This window comes from Paenibacillus sp. NPDC058177, assembly GCF_042883835.1.
Classification (GTDB): Bacteria; Bacillota; Bacilli; order Paenibacillales; family Paenibacillaceae; genus Paenibacillus_AQ; species Paenibacillus_AQ agri.
In genome coordinates, this window is the sequence record NZ_JBHVVB010000002.1 from 540,670 (window position 1) to 562,542 (window position 21,873).

The following is a 21,873-nucleotide window of genomic DNA, read 5'->3' on the forward strand; positions in this document are numbered from 1 at the left end:
GGCAATTTTCCAAAAAAAGTTATTGCATGGATTAATGTTAAGGCATAGATTCAACTTAGAGTTTTATCATTCAGTCTAATATGTCGGCCAGATGATCCTCGGAGATCACGGTGATGCCATGTTTACGCAGCAGTGCAGAAGTGACGCCATCCCCGGTAATCTTTTCACCTGAAAACTCGCCGTTATAGATCATTGCGCTACCGCAAGACGGACTATTCTCCTTCAGTACAACCACGGTGGCCCCCATCTCCCGGGCCTTGTCCAGTGTAATGTGCGCACCACGAAGGTACAGCTCAGTCACATCGACTCCGGACCTGTCCATCACCCGGGCCTTTCCTTCCAGCACATCATAGCCGTCTCCGCCAACGATTTCAGCCGGTTCCCGTGGGGTAGAAAATCCGCCCAAAAGTTCAGGGCAGACCGCCACGGCCTTATCCTCGTCCAGAAGTTTCTGAATGCTTTCATGCAAGCAATCCGTGCCGTTATATCTTACTTTCATTCCTGCCAGACATGAACTTACCAGAATCACCCGGAACACCTCTACTTCACAAATTATAATGCCCTGGAGGCACAAGAAAAAACGGATGCACCATCCCCATCAGGGACGGTGCCCGTTTTGTTTGCGTAACATTATACTGTCAAGTATACCAGAAAATCGCCTTATTCGCGCTGTTTTTCTGCTGCCCGATCCCGAATCTGTCTGGCAAATAGGCCAAGAACTGGCGTCAGCAGTACAGCTGAAGCAACGATGGAGGCACGGACAGACAACCGGTTACCAATCCAGCCTACCAGCGGTCCTCCCGCCGACTGACCGAGCGCATCGGATTGACTCATCATCGAAATCACCGTTGCCCGTGACTTACTCTCGATGTGCTGATTGAGCCATGTGTTGTAAATCGGTCCGTTCAGGGTCATGACCGTATCGTGCAGCAGCACAGCGGCAAGCGCCCACCCGAAGCCGGGAGCAAATGCCATGAGCAGGATTGCCCCGATCCGCAAAGCAGTCAGCACTATCAGACTGAAGAGTATTAGCGGCCGGCTGTTGATATCCAGCTTTTTCTCCGCGAGCCAGACAACCGGCAGACTGACCAGTGTCGACAGCAAAGCGATCAATCCGACCCACACTGCAACCGAGGCCGTTATCCCTTCGGGAAATCCGATGTCTGTAATCAGATGTGCCTGCCATAACCGGTCATACCCTTCCGAGGCTGCACCACTAAACACGGTAACGAGCAGCAGCATCAGCAGAACCGGATGACGGCGAATCATGCCTGCTCCGGACAGCCAAGCATCCTTCATACTTTTCAAATGTGCAAATGGTGTTCCCTCACTCTTCTCCGGTCTGACAAACTTCGTCTCCCTCATATACCGAATCAGAAAGAATCCCAGCACAAGATACATCAAGCCAGCTGCCACATAAGGCAGATTAGACTGAATTGTAGAAAGACCTACGCTAATGCCGATGCCAGCCAGTGTTCCGAACAGGCTCAGTCGCTTGGCAGTCAGAAAAACACGCCCGGCCTCCTGCTCGCCAACCTCATCTACAATCCAGGCAATATCAGCACCGCTCGTGAACGTGTAACCAATGCCAAAGAAAACCTGTGACACTAAAAGCCACGCAAAAGCCGAAAGCAACGGAACACTGCTCTCCAGCGCCTGTACACTACCTTCAACAACAAAGCCTACACCCAAGATAAACATTCCGATGATTACCGACCATTTTCGGCTGTACACATCCGCGATTACACCGGTAATCCCTTCAAAAATCAATACTGTCAGCTCCAGCACCGCACCCACCATCAGCAGCTGCAGCGGACTCAGACCGAGAGTAATAACCTGATACACCGCATAGGTGGTAAACATTGTGGCACTGGCAAGGGATGTCCAAAATCCCATAAAGGAATACACATGTCTTGCATTAAGCTGTCTTTTCATTAAACCGGGTCCGCCTCTCTATTCACGGCAGAATCTCCGTACACGTTCATCCCGGCTTCATGAATTCCAGTCTAAGCCGTGCGAAAGTTCTACCGGTCTGTACTTTCTTTCCATACTGTGAGTAAACAAGCAGCCAAGTTTCTCTGTCGCATATAAGCACACCTCCGAAATTAGTTGAGATTAATTATATTCATTGGATACCAGTTAGGCAGGGGAAAGAATGAGTATAGTTGAAAAGTACCCGGCGGGGTCCGATAGTAGAAACATAGGAAATGGGAGTTACGGAGGCGAGTCAATTGCAACCACATATAGCAGATTATTTAAAAAGAATTCGAATCACTACTAAGAAGTCACGAAGTGTAATTAACGGCATTTTCGTACCTTAATTCCTCTGCAGCTAAGGGTTAATGAAGATTAAGTGCAATATTGTACCTTAAATCTTCCAGAATGCCCCGTTCAGTGTGCTTTTACCAAAAATAAGATACAATAATGCCTCTATTTCCCTCATTTGCCTATATTCAAGAAAAATAAGGTACAAAAATGTTGTTAGTTGGGGACGCTCCCCTCTTTTTCACTGTAAAGACGACTGGTAAAGGGAATATACTGCTCCTGGTGGTTGAAATCTGTCGACAGTCTATGTTCCGGTGCTAGCTTTCCTAATGGAAGAGTTTAAAGTTTAGATTTCCGATACTCTCCAGGTGTTATTCCATGATGCTTCTTAAAGGATTGAATGTAATGATTGACATGATTGAATCCAACCCGAGTGGCAATTTCAGTAATAGTGAATCTCGACGCATCTAGCAGTTCCACACTTCGTTTAATCCGATATCCTATAAGGTAGTTATACGGAGTTGTATGAACAATTTTATGGAAACACCTGCCACATTCTGCGATACTAACCCTAGCCGATTTGGCTATATCTGCTAAAGAGATATCTTCCGAGTAATTTTGATGGATAAAGCTGAGTATGGATTGCACACGCTCCAGCTGTTGCATCTTGGATTTATTATTTGTCTCGTTTTTTTGTAAGGGAACATGACTTATCAATTTCATCCACATACAGTTTATCTTGCAAGCCACTTCATACTCCCATCCAAAATATCTTGGTTCATCGTACATTTTTTTCAGGTCCCATAACATTTGAATTAAATAGGCTTGCCAATCTACGTCTTTATTGAGAATCTTCGCTGGAAATGCTGAGCTATTGGTATAGGGTTGGACATATTGCAGCTCCATTCGGCTTCCTGAAAAAAAACATAATAGTTTTTCTGGAAAATTGAAACTTACATATTGCCCATCAGCGGACATCTCTGTTGTTACATGCAACAAGCCTTTGTTTATAAAAATTGCTTCTCCCGAATTCAGCCTATAATTATCACCGTTAATTTGCATGCTTATCCAACCGGAAGTAACTAAAGTTAGTTGAATTTCATCATGCCAGTGTAAGCCATTAAAACCTCTTCCGCGAGGTATACACGACAATCGAGTGACCGTATACATTTCAATTGGGAAAAGCGTGTCTGGATAATCATTCTTTTCCTCCAAATTCTTATTCATATATCCTCCACTTCAAGAATGACGATATTCTTATATAAAATGATAATATAATTGCAGATTGCTCAAATAAATGATGATATCATCATATCTAATTTCAAATTACATTTAAAGTTAGGAGAGCAAAAATGCACATTACATTCCGAGAGTATAAGAAAGAAGATATAACGCTCCTTAAAAATATTTGGAACGACATATTAATTGACGGTGTCGCATTTCCTGGAGAGGATCACTACGAGGAGAAAGAATTCGAAAATATGCTGGAGGAACAATCTGCTGTCACATGCATCTTGGTAGATGATGAAGTGGCTGGTTACTATATTTTGCACCCTAATAATATTGGCAGATGCAGCCATGTAGCAAACGCGAGTTATGCGATCTCCAAATTGTACCGCGGCCGTAAATTAGCAGACCCGCTGGTCAAAAAATCGATCGAACAAGCTAGAAAATTGGGTTTTAGAGGAATGCAATTTAATGCAGTAGTTTCAGGCAATTCAGCAGCTATTCACACCTATCAGAAAGCCGGATTCAAGACCGTAGGAACCATTCCGGAAGGGTTTCGCTTGAAAAGCGGAGTGTACTCAGATATGCATATCATGTATCTCCACTTTAGTTAATATTCACAGAGCTTATCATGTAAATAGAATAAAAGCCCGCCGACCAATTAAGGTTGACGGGCTTTTATTGCTGGTTATCTGCTCCACAGTAACAGGGGATAGCAGAGTTATGCGTGAAGTACTTTGAAATTAATTAATTTACTTTTTTTCTAAATATAGAACATGTAGTTATCTGCATGATTCTCTTCTTTAAAATTGATCAGATCCGACAATGTGGTGGAATCCAGCACATCAGCAATGCTGTCGCGGATACGAAGCCACAGGTCGCGCTTAGCCGGGTCATCTTCTTCCGTAAAATCGACAGGGGAAATAGGACCTTCCAATACGCGGATGATATCTCCCGCCGTGATGGAAGCGACTTCGCGGGACAGAATGTAACCGCCGTAAGCTCCGCGAATACTTTTTACAAGACCTGCGTTCCGCAGGGGAGCGATCAGTTGCTCCAGATAATGTTCAGACAATCCGTTTTTCTCAGCAATGCTCTTAAGTGATGTTGGGCCCTCGCCGAACTTCATGGCAAGCTCCATCATAATTGTTAATCCGTAACGTCCTTTTGTCGATATTTTCAAAGGGGCACCTCTTTCGGTTTAGTTGCTGTTTATAGTATAATCATTAGTCGGGTAATACAAAACTTACATTTCAACGTATTCCGATGTTTCCTATGAGTTTATGTTAACATATCTGCGCCCACATTTGGAGAACAAAACGTAACTTTTTGCAAGAATGTTCTCTCCCAGTGGACAAATTGTCATGACTTTGGGCTTTTTTGGCTGAATTTAGCCTAAAGTGGACAGTCTGTGGTAGACAGGTATGTTATAATACAATTTGAGCCGGGTGTTTCATAAATACTTTGGCCGTTCGCTTCATATTTTGCACAGAAATGGTGATTACGATGACAAAAGCAAAGCAAGACACACGTGTCGTCGTCGGCATGTCCGGAGGAGTCGATTCCTCCGTCACGGCGCTTCTGCTCAAGCAGCAGGGCTATGACGTCATCGGCATCTTCATGAAGAACTGGGACGATACCGACGAATTCGGCGTTTGCACGGCAGAAACGGATGCAGAGGATGTTCGCCGCGTCTGCGAGCAGATTGATATCCCTTACTATACCGTAAACTTCGAGAAGGAATACTTTGATAAAGTCTTTTCCTATTTTCTCGATGAATATAAGGCTGGACGCACCCCAAATCCCGATGTCATGTGCAACCGTGAGATCAAATTCGGGGAATTCCTGAACAAGGCACTGCAGCTCGGCGCAGATTATGTAGCTACAGGTCACTATGCCCGCGTGGTTGAGGAAGATGGCGTGTATAAGCTGCTGCGCGGTGTCGATAACAACAAAGATCAGACCTACTTCCTGAATGCATTGAATCAGTACCAGCTCTCCAAAGCTATGTTCCCAATCGGTCATCTGCCGAAGCCGGAAGTACGGAGAATTGCCGAAGAAGCGGGTCTATATACCGCGAAGAAAAAAGACAGCACCGGCGTCTGCTTCATTGGAGAGCGTAACTTCCGTGAATTCCTGAGCCAGTACCTGCCGGCACAATCAGGCGACATGGTCGACATCGCTACCGGCGAAGTCAAAGGCCGTCACGAAGGGCTGATGTACTACACACTGGGACAACGTCAAGGGCTGGGTATCGGCGGATCGGGCAATGGTGAGCCATGGTTTGTGGCAGAGAAGGATTTGAACCGCAACATTCTATACGTAGTACAAGGCGACAAGCACCACAGCCTCTACTCCACCGGGCTCGTAGCCTCCGGGGTGAATTGGATCAACGGCACACAGCTCGGTGCAGAACCCGTGCGCTGTGTAGCGAAGTTCCGCTACCGTCAGCCAGACCAAGGCGTAACATTGACTGCCCGTGAGGACGGAACGGTGCATGTAGCATTTGACGTACCGCAAAAGGCGATTACGCCTGGACAAGCCGTTGTTTTCTACCAAGGCGAAGAGTGCCTTGGCGGCGGAACGATTGAATATGCAGAGAAAGTTGTGCCTTTGGCGCAGAACGTTTAAGGATTGCGAGTTACAACATATTCCATAGATTTCAAATAGACTTGAAGGCTGCAAAAAAGGTGACTACGGACAAATCCGTTTGGTCACCTTTTTGCATACCAAAGTCCTTACTTAAAGAATTATTATACAAACTCCCCCATTTTCCCCTCCTTGCATTTGTTATATTTTTGTTCAGCTTAGCTACCAAGAAAATATTACTGTATCTTCCAATCCTGAAGCATGTAGAATAGTTATTAAGAACATAAATCGTTCAATTGCTATTACAAATCAGCTTTGCGCCGACCACTATGGACTAACAACTTACAAAGTTCTACGCAAGGGAATTAATTTGCCTTGGATTTGTTTTATTAAAAGCACTAGAGGAGTGAAGGCTGTAATATGAAGAGGATAGCTATTATATTAGACAAAAATCTAGAAATAGGCGCTGCATCAAATGTGGCTGCTTTATTAATGGGGCAAGCCTCTCTTGTTGAGCCAAGTCTATATTCCGAGAGACCTGTTTTGGATAAAGACAATGTTCAACATGCAGGTATACAATATAGCACTGTAATTCTTAAGGCTGGAGAAAATCAACTTCATACATTGATCAAACTGTTACCGATAGATGCCGCTGAATTAAAATGCATAGTGTTCTCACAAATCGGACAATCTCTTAATAATGCCTTTGATCAGTATTCGCTAGAAATATCTTCAAAAGAAACTGAGGAAACAAAAATTGTTGGGGTTATTGTTTGGGGAGAAGAAGAGTTAGTCCGAGTGGCTACAAAAAAATATAGTGTATTAAAATAAGGATCAACTCTTTGATAATCCATATACAAATTCAGCAAAGTGTCTCCCTTTTCTATGAATCATATTTCTCAGGCGAGCATGATGTTATCACCATCTGGACTTTGCGACGCTCGATGTTAGAACCAAAGCTAGTGCCACAATAAAATAGAATAGAGTAGTAACGATTAAAATTTGCAATCGATCCCCCATTTGAATTGCCATCAAATAATTGAAAAGCTGATGAATTAATATTGGAATGACCAGACTTTGATTCAACTTATAAATCATAGCAGATTTCAAAGGACTGAATCTTTTTTGTAACTCATTCTGTACAAATCCTCTCCACCCTGGCTCTTCTCCAAGTGGTCCATAAATAAGATTATTACCAAATACAATAAACAGTGTAGTCCATGAAGCAACTAATTGTTGGTGTATCGATACATTCCATATAACTTGTCTTACATATAGACTTCCTGCAAAAATAAGAAATTGGAGCAGAAAAACACAAATTACCGTAGATATGCTGAGACTTTAACACAATCATCGCCAATCCGATTAGAAGAAAAAAACATAAAATATCCCGTAAGTCAAAGCAATATATTTTAATAAGATTCGCTTCAATTCGCTCCCTCACCTATGGATAGTGTCATAATAAAAAACCAAAAGAACAATTGTGCACATGTTCCGTTGGTTTTAAACTATAAACTATGGTGTTACCCCCAGGTCAACAGATCTAGAACGATATCACTGTTTTTCTTCAACTGGAATATATGATTTTAAAATTTCCGAGCTGTCACAATAGGCTGATAATAGCCTGAATCCGCAGGGAGATGCCACTCAATAGCTGTAAAACCAGTCGCACTTAATGCTTTGTTAATATCCTCTCGCAGCAATGCCCTGTACTCAGTTCTATTATGTTTTGTTATCCATTCACCGTTAATTTCCTGCACAATAAATTGGTTTGTCGTATACGTATTTCCGTCCCCTGCCCAATCCCATACCTGAAAAACGATACGTTTACCCTCATCGAAAACACGCGGCTGTGTGGTTGTCAGCCTCTCTTGTACCAATGCATCGTAGTCTCTTATGGTAACTACAAGCAAGCCATTCTGATTAAGCTTTGTATGGATATTTTCAAACGCTTTATTTAAATCGCCGTCTGTAAGAAGATGAGGAATAGCATTATCCGCCGACAGAACGATATCAAAAGATCCCGACACATCTTTATCCAACGAGCGAAAATCTGCTACGCCAAAGTTGATGTTAACCCCGCGCGATACTGCTTCTTCTTCGGCTCTTTTTACGGAAGCGGGACTTAGATCAGTCGCACTTACGTTATACCCATATTTCGCCAACCCAATTGCTTGTGTACCTATGCCGCACGAACAGTCCAAAAGTGAAATGTGATGCGGGGGAGAAATAGCCAACTTGGATTGGATGATTTTGTCGAGAACCTCACCTTGCTGCGAAATTGCTTGATTCCAATCAACAAATATAAGATGATAGTCTTCTGCAATCTCATCATAGAACTTTAGAACAGAATCATTCAATTCAAGTCCCCCTATCAAATTAGTTATATTATATTAATTGTATCTACCTGGAGGAATTACCATGTCGTCTTTTGTAAGAATTGCTGAACCTGATGATTTAACAAGTTTGACGGAATTAATGTATGAGTATGTCGACTTTTATCAAAATCCCCACCCGCCTATCGATAAAATTCATCAATTGATTAGAACCCTTTTTGACAAACAATTTGGCATTCAATTCGTTGCAGAAGAAGAGGGTAGACTCGTCGGTTTTGCTACTCTCTACTTTACTTTTAGTTCAATGAGAGCAGATAAAATTGCTGTAATGAACGACCTCTTCCTTAAGGAGCCTTATAGAGATTCAGAACTGGAGTCCCAACTCTATTTGGCATGTGAGAATTATTGTAAGGATTCGGGATATGCCAATATGACATGGATAACTTCTATTCATAATAAACGCGCCCAATCATTCTTCCATAAAATGAACGCCATCCAAGGTAAAGATTGGGTACATTTCTCCGTTAATTAAGCATCTACAGTCAATAGACGTTACGAAGGAGAAGTTAGCGACCACGAGTGAATGAAGAAGGTTGCGCCAATCCACGTATAGAGACTAGAAGCATTTCTTTTTCGTTACTCCCAGTCTCTTTATTGCTTCTCCTTCAACAACGCCAGCTTATTGGCTAGCATACGGGCAAGAAGTGCCTGGGCTTGCTCCAATTCAATTTTCCTGAAGTCCATTTCCAACATCTTCTCGCGTAACAATTCAATGGACCGGGAGATCTCAAGTTTACTCCCCTCTTTTTCCTCCATAACGGCTTTTATCTCCTTGAGCGTAAATCCCACAGCCTGCACACGTTTTATCAATTGAAGGTGTTCGACCGCTGCTTCGGTATAATCCCGATAGTTATTATCACCACGCACAACGTGGCGCATATTCAGCAAGCCTTCCTTCTCATAATAACGAATGGTCGGCGGCGTTAATCCGGTCTTTTGGGCCAGCACATGAATTTTCATCCTAACCTCCCCGATACACTTGACCTTAAAGTATACTTTATAGTTTATACTCTAGAGGCCGAAAGGAACCTTGTCAAACAAGTTCCTACAACGATTAATCAAAATGGGAGGCATGGGCATGAACAGTCAGAACAACCAATCGATGACTCGAGCCGTCGTCTTGGGCGGCGGCGGTGTGACCGGCATAGCGTGGGAGGTCGGGATCTTAACGGGATTGCTGGAGTCTGGAGTCGACCTGCATCAAGCTGAGACGATCATTGGAACGTCTGCTGGCTCCTTTGTCGGAACAGCCCTGGCTAGTGGGTACGACATACACAAACTGTTTGCGGACCAGTTGGAATCGAACCCGAACGAGATACCAGTCTCCGCATCCAAAGAATTGATGCAAGCGTGGTACAAGGTTTTCGTCACCGGAGGAAGCGATCCGCGAAAAGTCGGAGCAGAATTCGGTCTTATCGCCAAAAACAATTCCCCCTCCGTGTCGCCTGAACAGCGGCGCGCCTTAGTCGAAAGCCGCCTTGTGACCAAAGAATGGCCACAACAATTGCAGGTAACCGCCATCGATGCCGATACCGGGCATCTTCACACTTTCGATTATGAGTCTGGAATTCCTCTACCCGATGCCGTGTCGGCAAGCGGGGCCGTTCCAGGAATTTGGCCGCTCGTCTCCATCGGTGAGCGCAACTGGACTGACGGAGGCATGGTGTCCACAACCAATGCGCGGCTGGCGGAAGGCCACCAACGGATTATCATTCTCGCCCCGATGCCAAAAGGTTATGGTTCCATTCCGGGAGCCGTGGAAGAGGCGGAAGGCTTGCATACAAATGCAGACGTTTATCTCATAATCCCAGATGAACACAGTGTTGCGGCCATAGGCCTCAACCCCTACGATTCGACGCACTGCGGCATAACGGCAACCGCCGGTCGGCAACAGGGCCGCTCCATTGCCGAAGCAGTTCGGGCTATGTGGGAATGACAGAGAGAAGATAAGTACTTCTATCTGAGAGAGGATGGGCACTGTAATATTGAATTCATATTGCGCCCCTGGTAACAGCTTCGCAAGTACTACCCTTGGTCGAGAAAAAGGGGTCCCATCCAGATTGGATGGGACCCTGCTTCATTTTCTTACGGTTTGACGGTTCCGTTTATCCCCAATGTCATAGGACCGTAGCCGTTGTATTGTTGCATCAGAAGAATACTTAGAAGAACCTTCCCTGCTCCCCTATGTTTCATTAACTAGTTTTGTGTTCAGGGCTATTGCGCCTTCTTCTTTCTCGGCCTGCCCTGTACGTTTAATGAAGAAAGAAAGCAACAAGCCGGCAATTCCGATTCCAATAATGACAAGGTACGCATCATTAATCCCCTGAATAGTCGCCTCCATTAGCATATGCTCCTTCGAACCTGAGCCGCCTGTTGCCATCATATCTTGCAAATGAGTCTTGGTTCTGCTCGTCATAACCGTAACAAGTAAAGAAGTACCTATCGCACCAGCCACCTGCTTAATGGTATTGGAGATAGCTGTTCCGTGCTCATTCAGTTTTGCAGGCAGTTGGTTCAGGCCCGCTGTTGTAATTGGCATCAGAAACATAGCCATCCCGAAGCGCCGTCCTGTGGACATTAAAAGTAAATACGTATAACTGGTGGAATCGGTCAGATTAATGAATCCGATTGTTGTTCCGATCGTAATAACCATACCGATAATGGACAGCCACTTCGCTCCAAACCGATCGAACAGTTTGCCTGTTATCGGCATCATAATTCCCATGAGAAGCGCGCCAGGAAGCATCAGCAGCCCAGATTCCAGGGCTGTATATCCACGTGCAGACTGCAAATACAGCGGAAGCAGCATCATATCCGCATACATAACCATCGTAACCGCAATATTAATAACGGTTGTCAAGGAGAACATGCCGTATTTGAACGCTCTGAGATCGAGAAGCGGGCTCTTGGAGACCAGCTGTCTCCAGGTAAACAAAATCAAGGAGATTACACCTACAACAATAGATAGGACCACTTCCGTGCTTGACCAGCCCTTGCTTCCAGCACTGCTGAAGCCATAAAGAACGGTACCGAAGCCGATAGTTGAGAGAATGATACTCCAAACGTCAAGCTTCGGATATTTTCGTTCAGCCACATTTTTCAGATAAATAAAGGCGATCGCAATAACGATTACAGCAAGCGGAATCATTCCATAGAACATCGTACGCCAGGAATAATGCTCCATGATATAACCGGCGAGTGTAGGACCGATAGCAGGAGCAAAAATAATAGCGAAACCGACCATCCCCATCGCGGCTCCCCGTTTGTCAGGAGGAAATACAGTCAGAATGACAGTCATTAGCAACGGCATGATAATTCCAGCGCCAGCAGCTTGAATCAGACGGCCAACCAGCAAAATATCGAAGTTAGGTGCTACCGCCGAAACAATAGTTCCACCGAGGAAAATAACCATCGCAGTCTGAAACAGCTCACGGGTCGTAAACCGTTGCATGAGATATGCGGTGATAGGAATAAGAACCCCGTTAACCAACATGTATCCGGTTGTCAGCCATTGGGCCGTAGATGCCCCAATATTAAAGTCGATCATCAGCTCCGGTGTCGCGACGCTCATAATCGTCTGGTTCAAAACAGCGATGAACGCCCCCAGAATCATGACAAACAATAGCGGACCTTTCTTAATGGAGCTGCTGGCTAAAGATAAATTATTGCTCAGTTTTCTCATTCCCTTCAAATTCAGTGCGAAACTAATAGACACTGTGTAGTATAATAAACTCAACGTAAAGAATTATAGCCACCCCTCTTACAATTCACAAGCAACACTTTTCAAAAAAATGTATGTTAGTTTACAGCTGAACAGGATCTGTCGTTTATTCAGAATATTATTTACAAATCGTATATTTTTGTCGTACAAATTATTTACAGGGAAAGGAAATGAAAGCGCATGTCAACAAAATCACCGCGTACGGACCCGCGTGTACTACGCACGCGCCAATTGATTCGAAATGCATTTATCGATTTGCTGCAGGAGATTGATCTTGAGAAAATAACCGTGAATCGTATTGCGGAACGCGCCACCATCAATCGTGTTACCTTCTATCTTCATTACCGGGATATTCCGGATATGATGGAGAAGATGGCAGATGACATGATTAATGCAATTGTTGCTATCTTTGAAGATGTTCAGCGTCAATCTCGTGTTGACTTTGAGAGGTTCGTATTGGTCAGTGTGCTTGAACATATCGCGGAGAATTCAAACTTTTACAAGGTGCTGCTCGCTTCAAAACGCATACCGATCTTCTCCGATCGCCTAATGCAGCTGATGGTTGATGTCATCTCCAGCAGAGCAGAGAATCGAGACGCTTCCTTATCCGGTTCGGTTGTGAGCGTTCCTAAAGATATTGCAATCTGGTATGGCTCTTCCGCATTCATCGGTACAATTGTCTTCTGGCTTCGCAATGATATGCCCTACACACCGAATTTTCTCGCCAATCAGCTCTCTCTGTTGTTCCGTTTACATCAAAATACGACCAGTTCATAGAAGCGTCATCATATTCAAAAAAATAAGACGCAAGAGCACTCGGGCTCTTGTGTCTTATTTACAAGCAAATAGGAAGTTCAGATTTATTAGCGCAACCCTTTGGGCTCGCAGTTTCCGACATCCGAAGCGATAGATGAGCCACAACTCCCCTAAAGCTCAATGAGTGATTCCCATAAGCATTAGTGTTAAAAAGAAGCCCCGTCCGTTAGAAAACATCCTGTTGCAGGTTAAGAAAAGCTCGATTCAGGTCTACCGCTCCCGCCGCAACGCCTGATTGTGACGAATCTTCGCTTCATTGCCCTGCTCAGTAGCTTGATAGAACACCCTGCGGGCAATCGCCTTGGGCAGGTAATCTTGCTTCACATAGTGGCCTGGGAAATCATGCGGGTACTGGTACCCGGCGTGTCCCAGTGCGGACGCGCCTTTGTAATGCGTGTCCCGCAGGTGCAGAGGTACCTCTGCCGATTTCAGTTCCTCAATGCTGGACATTGCCTTGGAGATGGCCGTGTATACGGCATTGGATTTTGGACTCTCTACCGCGAACAAAATCGCCTGAGCAATGTTCAGCTTCGCTTCCGGCCATCCGTTGTTGCGATAAGCCTCCAGGGCGCTGACAGCCTGCACCATGGCCTGCGGATTGGCGAGCCCGATGTCCTCGCTGCTGGCTGCGATCAGACGCCGGATGAAGGTCATCGGGTCCATGCCGAGCTTCTCGACGGCATAGAGGAACCAGAACAGCGCGGCGTCACTGGAGCCGCGAATGCTCTTGTGAAAAGCCGACAGCACATCATACTGCGTCGATTCATCCGCCTTGACGATCGGGCGGCGGATCGACTCCTCTGCGACCTCCAGCGTGATGTGCACGCTGCCGTCGCTCTCAGGCGCTGTCGTGAGCGCAGCTAACTCCAGCGCATTCAGTGCCCGCCGGATGTCGCCGTTCGCCATCGTGGCGATATGCTGCAGGGCCTCCTCGTCCACTCGGAGGTCCATGAACCCCAGGCCCCGTTCCTTATCGTCCAGTGCCCGCTTCATCGCCGTGAGACTGTGCTCCCGCGTCAGCGGCTCCAACTGGAACAGCGTGGACCGGCTCATAAGCGCCCCGTTCACATAATGGAACGGGTTCTCTGTCGTCGCCCCGATGAAAATAATCGTGCCCTTCTCCACCGCGGGCAGCAGGGCATCCTGGCGCGAGCTGTTGAAGCGATGCACCTCGTCCAGGAAAAGAATCGTCTTCGTCCCGTACAGGGACTTGTTGCTCTGCGCTCGCTCAATCACTTCCCGTACATCCTTGACGGAAGCCTCAACGGCATTCAACCGCACGAACTCGCCCTGCGTGTGGTGGGAAATAATATGGGCTAGCGTCGTCTTGCCGCATCCCGGTGGCCCATAGAGCAGAATCGATGAGACCTGATCAGCCTCAATCGCCCGGCGCAGCAATTTACCCCGGCCTATGATATGCTCCTGCCCGATATATTCATCCAGATTCTCCGGGCGCATGCGGTCAGCCAGCAGCCGTCCGTCCCCTCTACTCTCTTCAAAAGAAAATAAATCCATAATCTCCACTTCCTTGCGATATTCTATATAGGTTGAACCTGAAAGGTCTGGAACTTTGGGATCACAATTTTAGAAAAAAATCAGCATATTCTGCGTTCATCATCATCTGAAGCGCAGGCCACGAAAGTTTGCTTCTTTCAGTTCATATCTTTTTTGCTCCCCTATCATACCATATCAGAGAAATACATAATAAAGAGCATGACCTCGTCATCGGGACGGGAGCCATGCTCTTTGTTCAAAGTGCGGCCTAGCGGTTTAGCGCCAGCCGCATTTTTGATATAATTTTACGGATACTTTCTTCCGATAGATGATATCTTTTCTGAAGCTCCGATACAGAGCATCCACTGCGGTGAGAACAAAAAATCTCTTCGTTACGGTTCGCAATCTCCTGCCTTGAACCACTGTTCTCGCCCCATCTGACACGTTGTTCCGATTTCTTGGGGATGTAGAGCAATTCTCCCTGGATGTATCCCTGAAGCTCCTCTAAAAGCCTAGGGGGAAGAACATCCCTCCCATTTACATAACTCACGTTTCGTATCCTCCTTCAACAGATGTGTTCCTTGAGTTCCCGCCAACTTCTTGTTAAAGATAATCATGTCACGCTCTCCTTTCTTTTTCTCAAATTTGGTAAATACCGTAATTTCATTATATTAAACCAGCCGTTAGGCGTCTATATTCAGATACAACAATCTTGTAATCGTTTTTATGTTAGTGTTTACAAACTTGGAGCCGGTGTCTTTAAAATACATTATGTTTATTATTCGTTATGTTTTTTTAAATAAGGAGGCCTTGCGGCCTCCCCTTGTATTGCGGTTTCCGTCGTTAGACGGAAACCACCTCGTATACTGAAATCATCGTAATCAGCCTCCTTCCAGAAGTAATCTTGCCCGGCCGGACACTTATTATTAAGCCATAGCCCCAGTGGAGTTACAAGTGCAAGAACAGTTTAAAACATTCTCCACCAAAGATACAGCCCCATATGGCCCGTTCATTCTACAGCGATGAGCTGGCCTGAATCTACATATTCGGTTACCTCATTCTGCATATTCGACCAGTCGATATATAACCTTCCGGTTCGCCTAACCCTACAGTATCGAGGTCCCCTATGAGATCATTCCACTCCCTGTTTCAGTGCGTTCAACAATTCCAAAGCTTCTTCATATTCCGGCTCCAGTTCCAGCGCTCTGGTCGTATAATCCAAGGTAGCCGCCTCATCCCCAAGCTCGTAGTTACAGATGGCAAGACTATACAAGACAGGCACGACAGGCTCATCCGGGTTGGCTAGCACAGAGCGTTCCAGGAACTCCCGCGCCTGCGCAAATTGATCCATCTCGAACAGCAGCAGCCCGCAATCCAAGGCTAGATCATAGCTGGCTTCCATCGCATAATGATTGGCCCACATGATCTGAATCCCTCTTTGCAAGTCGAGCAGCTCCTCGTCACCGCAATCCTGGAGCAGGGTAGAGATATGCTCAGCACTGTGGATGAACAACTCGGCATCATAGCCGCCAAGCCGCCAAAAGGCCAAGAGCTGACGAAGCTCCATTTCACCCAAATGCTGATCTACGGATCCCTTCAGACAATAAAAATCATCCGGTCCGAAGCGGTCGATGAAACGTCGATAGGCTAGACGGGTCTGTACATAACTAGCCGGGTCCTGAAGCATGAGAATACAGCCGGCATTGATGTCTTTATAGTGGTGTTGTGTGAACAGCGACACGGCTCCTTTTTGCTCAAAAGCATGCTGGATCGCATGATAGTTCGCCGTCAGAGAGAAACATCCGTGGTGAATCAGTTCAGGGGGTGGTGCGAACTCCCAGTTCTCCAGCCGGTGATCGCCTTTATCTGCCGTGATCAGTAGAAAACCAGCCTGGGACAAGGCATTCAAACGCTCCATACACATAAGTCCTGCCGCAGGGAACAGAATATGCGAGTCCTCCAGCTTGTCCTGATATATTTGTATAACCCCTTGATAAGGGTGCGTATCCTCTTCATAGCTGGCTGCACGGCGGTATTGGAACTCGGGAACCACTTTTTTGAGCAGCTCAGATTGGCTAAGCCCTTCCACTTGCTCTGGAAATTTCAGTGCCACCTCGCACTCGAAAATTTTCCCTTCATCCACGTAAAGCAATTCTTGCGGGATACTGCAAAAAAAGTAATTGGCGATCACCAGCAAGGGCTGCTCCAAATCCCCTGGACGGATGACCACTTTACTCTGAGTCAGATGCAGCTCCGTATCATTGACAGCATCAAAACGGGCAAAATCCAGCAGCCCCTCATCTACCAACGACAGCAGGCCAGGATGCCGCTGCCAGGAGGCGACGTTTTTGGCAGCCAAATCACTCATAACATAACGAACGGGAGGCAAGGTAAGCCCTGCGTAATTCCTAATTTCGCGTAATTGACGAACGATATGGAAGGCCAGCCGGCCGGCGCCCGCTCCAAGCTCCAGAATGGTAACCGGCTCCGATACATGCCCTTGTGCGGCCCGATCCTGAAGAAATCCGAAAATCATCTCTGCGTAAGCTTCCGCAATCATAGGATTGCTCGTAATATACTGTGGTACTTCATCGTCTTCCCAAGCTTTCATACCCTTTTCTTCAAAATAAGCACGCTGCAGCTCCCAGATCGGGGCTTCACTGAAGCGGTAGAACTGTTGTCCATTGGTTGTCATTGATGTGTTACCTGCTCTCTATCATATTCCACTTATGTCTACTTCTAAGGATTGATGATCCCGGCCGGCATGTCAACCGGTTCTTTTAGGATTTTAGTTTTATTTATATATAAGACAAGCGTACGGTTTGAATTTAAGATCTCAATTTAAGATCTGAACTTAGAATTTGAACTTAAAATTTGAACTTAAAATCTTCACTTAGGATCTGCACTTAGGATCCGCACTTAGGATCTGAACCCAGAATCCGAACGTATGGCGCGGTCATTCCTTCGGTGGAAGGTATTAACTTCCGGTCAATGTTGTCTCCAGATTTCCTCTGTATCGCCGCTTCTATGTGGACGCATTAAAAAAACAAACAAAGCCAAGAAAAAAGAGAATTTATTATTCGGCTTCTCGATCTGTAATTTAACGGCATTTTTGTACCTTAAATAATCTGTTTTTTAAGGGTTAGGGTTTATTAAAGGCAATTTTGTACCTTAATTATTCCATAATACCCCTTTAAAGCTGATTTTATCGAAAATAAGATACAATAATGCCTCTATTTCCCTTATTTTCCTTCATCCAATAAATTTAAGGTACAAAAATGCTCTTAGTTGGGCGAGGGGGACCTTTTTTCACAGTTAAACAGTTAAGAAGAAGGAGAAAGTAAGCGAGCGATTAGATTTGTGTTCTGAAACCCTGGCGACAGTTTCTTTTATTCGTCTTATATACAAAAAGGAACTAGCCGGGACAATCTCCCCGGTAGTTCCTTGATAATTCACTTCTGCGGCGACGTCTCCGTCGGCCAGCCGATCAGGACCTCTCCTTCAGACGCCTGCACATAGGCCGGGAGTTCCCCGTCATGCAGCAGCCACAGCTCATGCAGCGCGCGTGTGCAGCCAACATACATCAGCTTCGCATCCCAGGCTGCTTCCCCATAGTGACCACGGTCCGCATCCGCCAGGATAACGGCGTCGAACTCCAGTCCCTTGGACAGGTACACCGGCAGTATGGATAGCCCGCCTTGATAAGCTGTCATGCTGCCGTCGATGAGATGGATGTCGCTAAAATGCTCTGCGAGCGCCGCATACAGCTCCGTGGCTTCCCGCAAACTACGTGTCAGCACAGCAACCGTACGATACTCCCGGCCAGACAGCGCAGCCAGCGCGGCTCTCAGGTCCTGGACGCGTGGATCCAGGTGCAGCTCATTTGTCTTCAACAAGTTGCCTGCATCAGGGACTCCTGCTTCTGAGTCACGTACCTCAGAACCGTCTGCTTTAGATCTGCCCGCATCAGTGGCACCTGCCTCAGATCTGCCCACGTCAGAGCCATCTACCTCAGAGCCGTCTACCTCAGACCTGCCTGCTTCTGAGCCACCTACTTTAGAACTCTGCACTTCAGGGCGGCCTGCTTCACCATAGGCGATAAGACGCACCGGGTTACCGCTACGGAAGACCGGCACGGCCAACAACGGGCTGTTCACACCCGCAGACAGGATGCCGTTCGCGAACTCGATGATCTCCATCGTCGAGCGATAACTGCGTGTAAGCGCATGGTAGGCCGTATGCTCGGGATCGAAGAGCTTCTGCATCTCTTCCCAGCCATGTACACCCTTGTAGGCATGTATGCCCTGCGACAGATCGCCCAGGATTGTGAAGGAGTGACCGCGCACGTACAGATCCAGAATCGCGATCTGGAACGGCGAGAAGTCCTGCGCCTCATCAATCACGACATGGTCGAAGCGGCTGATGCCTTCGTTGCCGTTCAGAAGATAATGAATATACAGCAGAGGCGGCAAATCCTCTTCCCGAATAATACCCTTCTTCAGTTCCTTTGCCGTTTCCTTAAGAACACCAGCCGGAATGATCTCGGGTGGTTCTGCAGGCCAACTCTCCGGGGTCTTTGCCGCCCGGAAGATCTGCTTGTAGATGGTCAGAGGATCGTACTTGGACCATTTAGCGCTGTACGCTTTTTCCCGCTGAGCGCCCTTCTTCTTGCGTTCCTTCATAGCTGCTGCAGACGGGCTCTTCTTCAGCTCCATCTCAATCCAGCGATGGATCCGTGCCATCACCCGCTCCTTGCGCTTCGCCGGAGGGTACGGTGCGTACTCCTCATTATGCCAGCGCAGAATCATGGAGCGGCGCAGTACCGTACCTTCCCAAGGGATGAAATCTCCTTCCGGGACAGCGTCTGCTTCCAACAGCTTGATGGAGTCCTCGATAAGGCCCATCAGCGCAGTGGAACCTTTGAAGCGGCCCGGCGTCTCTTCCGTGATTTCCGGCATGCCGCCGGAAGTCTCGAACCAGCGGTTCAGCGTCTGCGTTGCATCCTGCTGCGGCAGCTCCAGCCCCAGCACCTCTGCCGCCCAGTCCGGGAACGTGTTCTGTGCAATGTTGCCCACACCAAGCTCTGGAAGCACATCAGAGATGTAATCAAGGAACATGCGGTTCGGAGCGAAAATAATCATTTTCTCCGCTGAGACCTGATCCTTGTATTGATAGAGCAAGAAGGCCAGACGGTGCAGGGCTACCGTCGTCTTCCCACTGCCCGCAACACCCTGAATAATCAGCGCGGTGTTCTTCGCTGCCCGGATGATCTTGTCCTGCTCTTCCTGAATTGTCGACACAATATCCCGCAGACGGTTATCCTTGTTCTCGCCAAGGCGGTAGACGAGGAATTCGTCCGATACCGCGGGGCCGTCACTCTCCCGGTTAAAGGTGTCCGCTACCCGTTCCAGAATCTGCTTGCGGATCACCACGTTGCGCTTGAGGTAGACTAGCCCTTCTACCAATCCTTCTGGCGCTTCATAGGAAGCTGGCTCGGTCCCGCCGGTAAACGAATAGAACAGGCTTGCTACCGGTGCGCGCCAGTCGATGACTAGCGGACGGTCGCTTACCTGTTCGCGGTCTGCACCGATTTTGCCAATGTAAAGCGCCTTGCGTTCGTGCTCATCTGTACCTTGAAAATCAAGCCGTCCGAAATAAGGCTCCTGCCTTAGCTTGGTCAAATCCCTGCGTCTTTGCTCTCTGGAGGCCTCCAGAGCTTGCTCCGTGTAATCATGTCCAGTGTATACCGGCGTATTGCGGAGCTTCTCCAGCACAGCATCAATTTCTACAAGTGTTTTGTCCAGCCTGTCTTCTTCCTCTTGATAGGCACTTTGAAGATTGTCTTCCAATTTCAGTTACCTCCTAAAAGTATTATCGAGCCATGGTTGCCTTATTCCTCTTCTACATACAAAAAGGATTCTCATTGTAGCATAACCAAGGCCCGAAATCCATATGTTTCAAGCTGGACAAGTTGATTGAGGGATTATAACAGTGCGTGCAGGATAAAATTCGCTACAAATAGGGCCGCTATGGCGTACAGGGCTGGTGGGACATCTTTGCCTTTGCCCATCGACAGTTTTAGGATCGGGTAGGTAATGAAGCCAAACGCCATCCCGTCAACAATACTGTAAGTGAACGGAATCATGACCATAACCAGGAACGCCGGGAACAGCTCTGTCATGTCGCTAAAGTCCATCTCACGTACACTCTGCACCATCAATCCCCCAATAACCATCAGAATCGGGGCAATCGCGCTATCCGGCACATAAGCCAGCAGTGGAATGAACAAGAAGGTTGCACCGAACAGGATACCTGTGACCAGGGAGGTCAGACCGGAGCGGCCACCTGCCGCAATTCCGGCATTGGATTCTGCAGCAGCCACCACCGGACTACTGCCGAAGATACCTGCCGCAATGTTGGCGATGGAAAGCGCACGCAGGCTGCTTTTAAAGCGTTCTGGACGGTTTGCCAACTGAGTCTGGGAGGCGATCAGACCGATATTTTCAAAGACAACAATCAATAGCAACAGGAAAATGGCAATCCAGAATACCAAACTAAGCAGGCCAGTCCATTGCATGCCGAAGAATACATTACTGTATCCGCTGAAAACATGTCCGGATTCCACATTCTCCGGTCCTTTGGTGGCACCCAGTAGATAAGCAAGTCCGGTACCTACCGCCATACTGATCAGCAGACCGCCGCTCGTACCACGGATGAACAGTACCAGTGCGAGCAGCAGAGTAATACATGACGTGATTACTGCCGGGTCACTGAAGTGGCCGATGGCCACGAAGGTCGTCTGATGGGCAATAACGATCCCGCTCTTCTGCAGCCCGATAAAGGTCAGGAACAAACCGATACCGACTGTGATGGCATGCTGCAGATTGTGCGGAATCGCTTCGCTCAAGATACGATAGAGCGAAGTGAACGCCACAATCGCAAACAATACGCCGGTTACGACAACTACAGCCAGCGCCTCCCGCCAATCCAGCTTCATGGAATGCACAAGGGTGTACGTGAAAAAAGCGTTGATCCCCATCCCCGGCACCACTATGATCGGCGTCTTGCCGGCAAAAGCCATCAAGAGGCAGCCTGTAATGGCCGTCAGCAATGTAGCCACCATCCCTGCCCGCAGCGGCATGCCCGCATCATGCAGAATGGCCGCATTGACCATTACAATATATACTGAAGCAAAATAGGAGAGAATACCGGCCGCCCATTCCCGTTTCCAGTCATGTTCAGGCAGTAAACCTACGCTATTTCGCCAAAAATTCGATTTCATTATTTATAAACCTCCGCTAATGTCAAGTCAGGTCCATCTCTATGCATTGCAAAAAAAAGTCCTCAAGCCCTGACAAAAGGGCG

At 47.1% G+C, this 21,873-nt stretch carries 19 protein-coding genes; 6 read left to right on the top strand and 13 right to left on the bottom strand.

All coding sequences use genetic code 11. The annotated features are described in order from the left end of the window. Positions 1–70: 70 nt before the first annotated feature. From ACFVU8_RS12490 to ACFVU8_RS12500, 3 genes are all read right to left on the bottom strand, one after another. Positions 71–529 carry a 2-thiouracil desulfurase family protein gene (locus ACFVU8_RS12490; RefSeq protein ID WP_387427630.1) on the bottom strand — a complete coding sequence of 153 codons (459 nt, stop codon included), beginning with the start codon at positions 527–529 and terminating at the stop codon, positions 71–73. Positions 530–660: 131 nt separating this feature from the next. Further along, positions 661–1,935 carry an MFS transporter gene (locus ACFVU8_RS12495; RefSeq protein ID WP_387427631.1) on the bottom strand — a complete coding sequence of 425 codons (1,275 nt, stop codon included), beginning with the start codon at positions 1,933–1,935 and terminating at the stop codon, positions 661–663. Between the two features lie 669 nt (positions 1,936–2,604). Continuing rightward, complete coding sequence (locus ACFVU8_RS12500) at positions 2,605–3,492, bottom strand: AraC family transcriptional regulator (protein WP_387427632.1); 888 nt, start codon at positions 3,490–3,492, stop codon at positions 2,605–2,607. 125 nt (positions 3,493–3,617) lie between these two features. On the opposite strand from ACFVU8_RS12500, the gene ACFVU8_RS12505 reads away from it, so the two are divergent. Beyond that, positions 3,618–4,106: a GNAT family N-acetyltransferase gene (locus ACFVU8_RS12505; protein WP_379465867.1), complete on the top strand. Its 489-nt coding sequence runs from the start codon at positions 3,618–3,620 to the stop codon at positions 4,104–4,106. Between the two features lie 149 nt (positions 4,107–4,255). Here ACFVU8_RS12505 and cymR read toward each other — a convergent pair whose 3' ends face one another. Continuing rightward, positions 4,256–4,675: a cysteine metabolism transcriptional regulator CymR gene (gene cymR / locus ACFVU8_RS12510; protein WP_175372785.1), complete on the bottom strand. Its 420-nt coding sequence runs from the start codon at positions 4,673–4,675 to the stop codon at positions 4,256–4,258. A gap of 323 nt (positions 4,676–4,998) precedes the next feature. Here cymR and mnmA point away from each other — a divergent pair, with 323 nt between their 5' ends. Together mnmA and ACFVU8_RS12520 are read left to right on the top strand one after the other, a co-directional pair. Further along, a complete protein-coding gene (mnmA, locus tag ACFVU8_RS12515) occupies positions 4,999–6,123 on the top strand; it encodes a tRNA 2-thiouridine(34) synthase MnmA (RefSeq protein ID WP_387427633.1) in 1,125 nt (374 codons plus the stop codon). 378 nt (positions 6,124–6,501) lie between these two features. Continuing rightward, a complete protein-coding gene (locus ACFVU8_RS12520) occupies positions 6,502–6,912 on the top strand; it encodes a DUF2000 family protein (RefSeq protein ID WP_387427634.1) in 411 nt (136 codons plus the stop codon). Positions 6,913–6,999: 87 nt separating this feature from the next. Here the strand turns inward: ACFVU8_RS12520 and ACFVU8_RS12525 are convergent, their stop codons facing one another. Together ACFVU8_RS12525 and ACFVU8_RS12530 are read right to left on the bottom strand one after the other, a co-directional pair. Next, a complete protein-coding gene (locus ACFVU8_RS12525) occupies positions 7,000–7,413 on the bottom strand; it encodes a CPBP family glutamic-type intramembrane protease (protein ID WP_387428017.1) in 414 nt (137 codons plus the stop codon). A 254-nt stretch (positions 7,414–7,667) separates the two neighbouring features. Next, positions 7,668–8,441, bottom strand: a complete 774-nt coding sequence (locus tag ACFVU8_RS12530; RefSeq protein WP_387427635.1) for a class I SAM-dependent DNA methyltransferase — start codon at positions 8,439–8,441, stop codon at positions 7,668–7,670. A 61-nt stretch (positions 8,442–8,502) separates the two neighbouring features. On the opposite strand from ACFVU8_RS12530, the gene ACFVU8_RS12535 reads away from it, so the two are divergent. Further along, positions 8,503–8,949 (top strand): GNAT family N-acetyltransferase, encoded by a 447-nt coding sequence (locus ACFVU8_RS12535; RefSeq protein ID WP_387427637.1) that lies wholly within the window; start codon positions 8,503–8,505, stop codon positions 8,947–8,949. 119 nt (positions 8,950–9,068) lie between these two features. Here ACFVU8_RS12535 and ACFVU8_RS12540 read toward each other — a convergent pair whose 3' ends face one another. Next, the gene (locus tag ACFVU8_RS12540; RefSeq protein ID WP_387427639.1) at positions 9,069–9,437 is read right to left on the bottom strand and encodes a MerR family transcriptional regulator; all 369 of its coding nucleotides are present in this window, start codon (positions 9,435–9,437) and stop codon (positions 9,069–9,071) included. Between the two features lie 118 nt (positions 9,438–9,555). Here ACFVU8_RS12540 and ACFVU8_RS12545 point away from each other — a divergent pair, with 118 nt between their 5' ends. Continuing rightward, positions 9,556–10,413 (top strand): patatin-like phospholipase family protein, encoded by an 858-nt coding sequence (locus ACFVU8_RS12545; protein ID WP_387427640.1) that lies wholly within the window; start codon positions 9,556–9,558, stop codon positions 10,411–10,413. Between the two features lie 246 nt (positions 10,414–10,659). Here ACFVU8_RS12545 and ACFVU8_RS12550 read toward each other — a convergent pair whose 3' ends face one another. Then, positions 10,660–12,159 carry a DHA2 family efflux MFS transporter permease subunit gene (locus ACFVU8_RS12550; protein ID WP_387427642.1) on the bottom strand — a complete coding sequence of 500 codons (1,500 nt, stop codon included), beginning with the start codon at positions 12,157–12,159 and terminating at the stop codon, positions 10,660–10,662. A gap of 219 nt (positions 12,160–12,378) precedes the next feature. On the opposite strand from ACFVU8_RS12550, the gene ACFVU8_RS12555 reads away from it, so the two are divergent. Further along, a complete protein-coding gene (locus tag ACFVU8_RS12555) occupies positions 12,379–12,975 on the top strand; it encodes a TetR/AcrR family transcriptional regulator (protein ID WP_387427644.1) in 597 nt (198 codons plus the stop codon). 249 nt (positions 12,976–13,224) lie between these two features. On the opposite strand, the gene ACFVU8_RS12560 is transcribed toward ACFVU8_RS12555, so the two are convergent. The 5 genes from ACFVU8_RS12560 to ACFVU8_RS12580 form a co-directional block, all read right to left on the bottom strand. Beyond that, a complete protein-coding gene (locus tag ACFVU8_RS12560) occupies positions 13,225–14,529 on the bottom strand; it encodes a replication-associated recombination protein A (RefSeq protein WP_387427646.1) in 1,305 nt (434 codons plus the stop codon). Positions 14,530–14,776: 247 nt separating this feature from the next. Continuing rightward, the gene (locus ACFVU8_RS12565; protein ID WP_066364419.1) at positions 14,777–15,058 is read right to left on the bottom strand and encodes a CD3324 family protein; all 282 of its coding nucleotides are present in this window, start codon (positions 15,056–15,058) and stop codon (positions 14,777–14,779) included. A gap of 582 nt (positions 15,059–15,640) precedes the next feature. After that, complete coding sequence (locus ACFVU8_RS12570) at positions 15,641–17,203, bottom strand: tetratricopeptide repeat protein (protein WP_387427647.1); 1,563 nt, start codon at positions 17,201–17,203, stop codon at positions 15,641–15,643. Between the two features lie 757 nt (positions 17,204–17,960). After that, the gene (locus ACFVU8_RS12575; protein ID WP_387427649.1) at positions 17,961–20,357 is read right to left on the bottom strand and encodes a HelD family protein; all 2,397 of its coding nucleotides are present in this window, start codon (positions 20,355–20,357) and stop codon (positions 17,961–17,963) included. Positions 20,358–20,491: 134 nt separating this feature from the next. Beyond that, on the bottom strand, positions 20,492–21,790 hold the full coding sequence (locus ACFVU8_RS12580; RefSeq protein WP_066364425.1) for an NCS2 family permease: 1,299 nt from the start codon (positions 21,788–21,790) through the stop codon (positions 20,492–20,494). Positions 21,791–21,873: the final 83 nt, after the last annotated feature.